General features: G+C 30.4%; 8 protein-coding genes and 1 tRNA gene. 5 read left to right on the forward strand and 4 right to left on the reverse strand.

The genetic code is table 11. The annotated features are described in order from the left end of the window. Positions 1-18 precede the first annotated feature (18 nt). Positions 19-1,473 (reverse strand): aminotransferase class I/II-fold pyridoxal phosphate-dependent enzyme, encoded by a 1,455-nt coding sequence (locus ACFHWD_RS05470; RefSeq protein ID WP_150359041.1) that lies wholly within the window; start codon positions 1,471-1,473, stop codon positions 19-21. Next, on the reverse strand, positions 1,452-1,664 hold the full coding sequence (locus ACFHWD_RS05475) for a sigma factor G inhibitor Gin (RefSeq protein ID WP_150359042.1): 213 nt from the start codon (positions 1,662-1,664) through the stop codon (positions 1,452-1,454). Before ACFHWD_RS05475 ends, ACFHWD_RS05470 begins: the two co-directional genes overlap by 22 nt. A gap of 299 nt (positions 1,665-1,963) precedes the next feature. Here ACFHWD_RS05475 and ACFHWD_RS05480 point away from each other — a divergent pair, with 299 nt between their 5' ends. The 4 genes from ACFHWD_RS05480 to ACFHWD_RS05495 all read left to right on the forward strand — a co-directional run bounded on the left by ACFHWD_RS05480 (position 1,964) and on the right by ACFHWD_RS05495 (position 5,069). Beyond that, positions 1,964-2,905 carry a magnesium transporter CorA family protein gene (locus ACFHWD_RS05480; protein WP_150358880.1) on the forward strand — a complete coding sequence of 314 codons (942 nt, stop codon included), beginning with the start codon at positions 1,964-1,966 and terminating at the stop codon, positions 2,903-2,905. A 17-nt stretch (positions 2,906-2,922) separates the two neighbouring features. Beyond that, complete coding sequence (locus ACFHWD_RS05485) at positions 2,923-3,837, forward strand: LD-carboxypeptidase (RefSeq protein ID WP_229980733.1); 915 nt, start codon at positions 2,923-2,925, stop codon at positions 3,835-3,837. Between the two features lie 273 nt (positions 3,838-4,110). Next, positions 4,111-4,449, forward strand: coding sequence for a PadR family transcriptional regulator (locus tag ACFHWD_RS05490; protein WP_150358878.1), 339 nt, complete (start codon positions 4,111-4,113; stop codon positions 4,447-4,449). Then, on the forward strand, positions 4,446-5,069 hold the full coding sequence (locus ACFHWD_RS05495; protein WP_229980734.1) for a permease prefix domain 1-containing protein: 624 nt from the start codon (positions 4,446-4,448) through the stop codon (positions 5,067-5,069). Before ACFHWD_RS05490 ends, ACFHWD_RS05495 begins: the two co-directional genes overlap by 4 nt. Positions 5,070-5,217: 148 nt before the next feature. Here the strand turns inward: ACFHWD_RS05495 and ACFHWD_RS05500 are convergent. Next, a tRNA-Cys gene (locus ACFHWD_RS05500) sits at positions 5,218-5,291 on the reverse strand. 162 nt (positions 5,292-5,453) lie between these two features. Between ACFHWD_RS05500 and ACFHWD_RS05505 the strand changes: the two genes are divergently transcribed. Then, positions 5,454-6,179, forward strand: a complete 726-nt coding sequence (locus ACFHWD_RS05505) for an NAD-dependent protein deacylase (protein ID WP_229980735.1) — start codon at positions 5,454-5,456, stop codon at positions 6,177-6,179. Between the two features lie 92 nt (positions 6,180-6,271). Here the strand turns inward: ACFHWD_RS05505 and ACFHWD_RS05510 are convergent, their stop codons facing one another. Beyond that, positions 6,272-7,015, reverse strand: a complete 744-nt coding sequence (locus tag ACFHWD_RS05510) for a peptidylprolyl isomerase (RefSeq protein ID WP_150358876.1) — start codon at positions 7,013-7,015, stop codon at positions 6,272-6,274. Between the last annotated feature and the right edge of the window lie 147 nt (positions 7,016-7,162).

Here is a 7,162-nt window from a genome sequence, read left to right on the forward strand (position 1 = left end):
TTTAATTTCCTCCAAAATCTATTTTATAATTTTTATCTTATTATCTTTTACCCCTATTAGATCCGATCCACTATCAATATAATATTTAATGACTCTTACAACATCTCTATCTATCAATTCTCCTATTAACAATACTGGTACTCCCGGCGGATACGGTATTACATTTACTCCACTTATCTTCCCTACAGACTCATTTAAATTGACGCTTTTCTTTTTCGCTTCTAAAGCTTCATAGGGCATCATCTTAATCTCAGGTACACCATACTCAATTATACTTGATTTCCTACACTTAAAATAATTTAAATTGCAATTTCTCAACGAATTGTATAATTTCTCATATTCTTCTTCTCTATTAAAAGGCGAAAAAATAAGCACTACATTGGAACTGTCACCCATTTCACACTGTATTCCCGATTTTCTCAAGTACTTCAACAACAGATTCCCACTAAAATTTTTATTCAAATTTATAGTATACCTGGTTGTATCTATATCCCATACACTTGAAATATTTTTATCTACAATACAGCTCCTATTAAATTTTAATATATCTTCTTTACCAATTATGCTCAATCCCTCTATAGAATCTATTTTCCCCTTATAATACTGATTTCTTTTAATAAGTCTCTCATAATCTCTATATCCGTATTTTTCTAAATAGAATCTAGCGTAATCCATAGAGCAAAGTGCTATATAAGAAGGACTTGTACTCGAAAACGCATCGAAGTAAAAATCTGCTTTATCAACATCATTTTCATTGTTAACATGTAGATAAGCACTTTGGGTCAAACTACATAAGGTTTTATGAGCACTTGTAACTACCATATCCGCTCCCAATTTTACTGCATTTTCCGGTAAATCTGGATGAACTCCAAAATGGGCTCCGTGGGCACAATCCACTAGTACCTTCATATTATATTTTTTAGCCTCTTCAACTATAAATTTCAAATTGCTGCATATACCATAATAATTAGGATAGGTTACTACAATGCCCTTTGCATCTTTATTTCTTTTTAAAACCTGTAAAAAATGCTCCAGATCTATAGAAATAGGAGCATTTAATCTTTTACTTATAATATTTTTTAAATATACAGGTTTTAACTTCCTCATAATTATACCGTTAAATATAGAACTATGACAGTTTCTCTCCACCAAGATCTTATCGCCTTCATTAAAACTGCTAAATAGCATTATCATATTTCCGGAGGTACTGCCATTAACTAAAAAGTAAGATTTTTTACTTCCGTAAAAATCTCTAAGATGTCCACTTGCATCTAATATTATATCTTTTTGATTATGAAGATTGTCTACCCCATCTACTTCTGTAATATCAAACTTTAAAATATTGTCCGCAAATTCCCTTCCTATAGAAGTATTATAAAATCCCCTTCCATTTTTATGTCCGGGCATACAAAATGATATATTATTCTCTTTAATATATTTTAAAATTCCCTCTAAAAGCGGTAATTCTGACAATGTATTGTCTCTCCTCTTATTATATAATGAACTATAGTCTTTTTTATTCTTTTTCTATAGTATTCGTAAAAATCCAAATTATTTTCCAACTTAATTAATCTTTCTTCACAGCAGGAACAAATTCCTCTGCCATATATTATTATACCATTACTTAAAGGCTTTCCACATATGATACAATATTTTTTTTTCATTCATATCCTCCTAGTAAGTCCTATTTGTAAATTAGTAAATTAATTTTATCATTTAGATTCTTACCTTTTAACGTATATGATATTCAATTTTACTGTTAATTTTTTTCTTACATTAATATAATATTCAATTTATCCTCAAATTTATTTTGTCCACATAAATAATTTTATTTTTTATTATTATATTCATATGAAATATTATAATAATATATTTAAATTTTCATTTTATAAGTTATAATAAAAGTAATTGCTAAAATAAATTACCTTATTTAATTCAACTTTTACGCGGAGGAAATTATCACATGATTTCAATTTATAAGACTATGGATACATCAAATAAGTTGCAGGCTCTAGATACCATAGAACATGGGTGCTGGATCAATATTGTAGCTCCTTCAGATGAAGATTTACTTTTAATATCAAAAAAATCTGGAGTCTCATTAGATTTTCTAAGAGCGGCCCTCGACGAGGAGGAAACATCCCGTATAGACACTGAAGATAACAATTTGCTAGTAATAGTTGATATACCCTTTACAGAAATGGAGGTCAACTCATTAACCTATGATTCTTATCCCCTGGCAATTATTCATACAGAATTTAATCTGATAACAGTTTGCCTAAAAAATAGCAAGATACTTACAGATTTTATAGATGGAAAAGTTAAATCTTTTTACACTTTTAAACGCTCCAGATTTATTTTACAAATACTATACAGAATAGCAAGTTATTATCTACTCTACTTAAGACAAATAGATAAAAAAAGTGTAATGATAGAGCAAAAACTTCATAGGTCTATGAAAAATAAGGAATTTATTCAGCTTTTATCACTAGAAAAATCTCTTGTTTATTTTTCTACATCTTTAAAAGCAAATGAAATAACTTTAGAAAAGATGTTGAAATTAGAAATTTTACAGAAATACCCTGAAGATCAGGATATTCTCGAAGATGTCATTATTGAAAATAAACAGGCAATAGAGATGACTAACATCTACAGTAATATTCTAGGTGGAACTATGGATGCATTTGCTTCTGTGGTGTCCAACAATTTAAATATAGTGATGAAATTTTTAGCCTCTGTAACTATAGTTATGGCTATTCCCAATATAATATTCGGCTCCTTTGGAATGAATATACCTGGAATACCTTTTGCTGCTTATAAAAATGGTTTTTGGACCGTATATGCAATAACGGCTCTTATTTGTATAATATGTATAATATTCTTGAAAAAAAAGAACTTATTTTAATTTTAGGATGTGATACTTTGCTTGGAAAAAGATTAAGAAGTGGAGATACTATAGGTATTGTATCTCCTTCAGGCGCCTTAGAACCTGAAAAAATAAAGGATAGCATTAAATTTTTAAATGGCCTTGGTTTTAAAACAAAAGAGGGAAAACACATATATGATAGATGGGGATACCTGGCGGGAAAAGATATTGATAGGGTTCAGGATCTAATGGACATGTTTTTGGACCCGGAGGTAGATATGGTATTATGCACACGAGGCGGTTATGGTACTGCGAGACTTCTCGATCTTATGGATTTTGATATCATAAAAAGAAATCCCAAAATATTTGCAGGCTTTAGCGATATAACCGCTCTGCTCAATAGCATATTTGAGAAATGCAACATTATTACATTCCATTCTCCCATGTGCAACACAGATTTCGATGATTTTACACTAAAAAGTTTTCTGAATACCATAATGTCCGGTTACACTCCTTTTACCATAGAAAATCCTGAAAATATATCTACAGATCATTTTAACGGCGACTATGCCAGTGGAAAATTAGTTGGAGGTAATCTCTCCCTAATATGCAGTCTTCTCGGCACTCCTTATGCTGTAAACACTGAGGACAAGATATTGTTTATAGAAGATGTAAATGAAGAGCCTTATAAAATTGACAGAATGCTTACCCAACTTATATTAAGTGGAGATCTTCGCAAATGCAGGGGTTTTATTATGGGACAATTCAAAAATTGCCAGCTTCCCAATTACGAACGAAGCCTTACTCTAAATGAAATATTGGAAGATAGAATATTGAGTTTAAAAAAACCTACTCTAATTAATTTTCAATCCGGTCACTCATATCCCAGAATAACTCTTCCAATTGGCGCCAATGTAGAAGTAGACTTTAAAGAGGGAAAAATTAACTTGTTAGAACCTGTAGTAAAATAATTGAAATAATTTAGTATATAAAATAAACGAACAGGAGAGTTAAGTTCAATTAAGCTCTCCTGTTTATTTTATAGTTTGCTTACATTCTCACAACTTAGTCAGCTATAGGTAATGTCTCTTAAAGATAGTTTTTTGTAAAATAACTTATAAATAAGTCGTATAAAACTATATCGCTGAATGTAGCAATTCTGACTATTATATAGTATAATAATACTACTATATAGTATAAAGTAATATACATAATAATATAATTTTACTAAGGAGGTTCAACCATTGCAATTTGATAAAGAAATACTAAAGGGATATATTGACATAATAGTATTAAGTGTTTTACAAAATCATGATATGTACGGATATGAAATTGCTAAAAAGATAAAAGAAAAATCAAAAGAAGAATTTGAAATGAAAGAAGCTACTTTATATGTATCTTTAAAACGTTTAGAAAAAAAGAACTACTTAAAAGGCTACTGGAATGATGATAAAGGTAGTGGAGGTGGAAGAAGAAGATACTATACAATCACTGATGAAGGCAAAAATTATTTCTCAGTAAAGGTAAAAGAATGGAGATTTTTAAAATCATTATTAAATAATTTTATGGAGGTTATATTATGATCGATAAAATTGAAGAATATATTGATAGCATTTATGTAAATTTTGATAATTCAGATAAAAATACAAAGATATTAAAAGAAGAAATGAGAGATCATCTGTATGAAGAAGTAGAAGAATTAAAAAAGCAGGGCTTGAGTGAAGAAAAGAGTATATCTAGGGCTTTACAACGCTTTGGGCAAGAAAAAACCGTAGTAGCCGAAATGAACCACGTATTAAACAATCGCAGTGTATTTACAAAAATGCTCATCAAGGCAGGAGCTGTTATTTTTATTATAGGCTGCTTATTTCAAATCATCGGTATGTTCTACAACAATGAATTACTTAATTATTTTAGCGGAGAGTTAAGTAAAAATGGATTTAAAAATATTTCATATTTGCTGTTCATGATTTCTCTGGCTATCTGGGATATAGCTTTCTATTATTATTATTTTGCTAAAAAATTCGAATTAGTATTAATGGCTTTTCTGTTTTGCGATTTTGTCATATGTGTACCTTTTCTGTTTGTATGGACTTATCTTCCACATCATAAAATGGGAGGCATTGCTTTTATAGTAGGAATTACTTTTATAATAACTTTATTTTTAAGGGTGCATTACGTTAAAATTAAAAAATGGCATTAAGGTATTTATGTCTTCCAACCTTTTTCGCAATTATAAGCCATTTGTGCAACCTCGAAAACTCTTACAACAAGCCAAAATAGCTTATATTATCAACTTCTTTTAGAAGTTATAGTATAAGCTATTTTTAAACTATCAACAATATCAAATTTGGAGGCGCCACCCAGATTTGAACTGGGGATAAAGGTTTTGCAGACCTCTGCCTTACCACTTGGCTATAGCGCCATGTCTAATATTCAACGAAATTTATTATAGCATTAATATGTATGCTCTGTCAATCCAAATTTATCCAATTAATTCTTGATAAATTTATTCCATAAATTGAATTTATTGCTATAAAAAAAGTATCTACCGATATATGTTATAATACTACATAGAGGTGATATTATGAGTTATGAAAATTTAAAATCTGCTGTAGACAATAGTAATAACATTGTATTTTTAGGAGGTGCGGGAGTTTCTACAGAATCAAATATACCTGATTTTAGATCCGAAGCAGGCCTTTACAAAACTAAAAATAATTTTTCATATCCTCCTGAAGTAATGTTAAGTCATTCATTTTTTATGTCTCATACTGAAGACTTTTTCGAATTTTACAGAAAAAAAATGATATATAAAGATGCAAAGCCCAACGACGCACATTATGCTCTAGCTGAATTAGAAAAGCAAGGAAAATTAAAAGCCATAGTAACTCAAAATATAGACGGCCTTCATCAAATGGCCGGATCAAAGAATGTCTTGGAGCTGCACGGTTCAATCCATCGAAATTACTGTACCAAATGCAATAAGTTTTTTGATCTGGATTATATAATAAATAGTCCTGATACCATACCTAAATGTGATAAATGTAACGGACTGGTAAAACCTGATGTAGTCTTATATGAGGAAAGCTTAGACATGGATGTATTGAATAAATCCGTTAAATACATAAGTCAAGCTGATATCCTAATTGTAGGTGGAACATCCCTGGTAGTATACCCTGCTGCAGGATTAATTAATTATTTTAAAGGCAAAAAACTCGTTCTTATAAATAAATCATCTACTCCTTATGATAACAGAGCTGATATAGTTATACATGATAAAATAGGTACAGTTTTAAAAAGTGTTTTATAAGAATAATATAAACAAGACTGTCTCAGGAAATTACCCGGAAAGTAAAAAATACCTGGATTTGCATAAATCAAATCCAGGCATTTTCCCCAGTGCTATTTAAGTTCCACCTCATATTTACTTTTCAAACCTTCAGTAAATTGACTATACTTAAAAGCCTGTCTTTCCTGTAATAGCCCTCTCCTAATTGCATCCTTAACCTCATCAAAAGTTTTTATTGAAGCCTCTTCCTTATTTTCAACTTTTATAAGGTGATATCCAAATTGGGTTTTTACAGGCTGACTTACTACTCCTATCTCTAGCTGAAAAGCTGTATTTTCAAATTCAGGTACCATTTGTCCCCTTGTAAATTTTCCAAGGTTTCCTCCTTGTGCTTTTGATGGACACGAAGAGTATTTTTTAGCAGCATCTTCAAAAGATAACCCGGTTTTTACCTTTTCTAATACTTCATTTGCTTTTTCAAGGGAATCCACCAGTATGTGTCTTGCTGTTATATTTTCGGGATTTTTATACATGTTTCTATTAGCTTTATAGTAATCTTCAACTTCCTTATCTGTGACCTTGACATCTTCCAGAATCTTATCTACTGCCACTTGAGTCATCATTTCTTTTTTTACGGCTTCTAATTTAGCTAAATAACTCTCGCTACTTTCCATGTGTTCATCTTTAGCATAATTATAAATGAGTTCAAAAGATATTATTTCATTTAACAATTGTTTCCTACCATTTTCAGTTTCCAAGTACCGCTGTCTTTCTGCTGGAAATCTTCTTATCGTATTTTGCAGATCCTGTTCTGTTATTTCCATTCCATTGACAACTGCCAACACATTATTTTGCATATATTTTCTCCTTAACATTATTATATTTATTATCAATTATGACATAATTCCCACATTTTTTCTATATAAAAATTAAAAGTTCCAGATAAACTCTGAAACTTCTGGTGGCCAGACCAGGAATCGAACCAGGGACACGAGGATTTTCAG

The sequence above is a fragment of the Clostridium sp. MT-14 genome (genome assembly GCF_042436595.1).
Taxonomy (GTDB): domain Bacteria; phylum Bacillota; class Clostridia; order Clostridiales; family Clostridiaceae; genus Clostridium_B; species Clostridium_B aromativorans.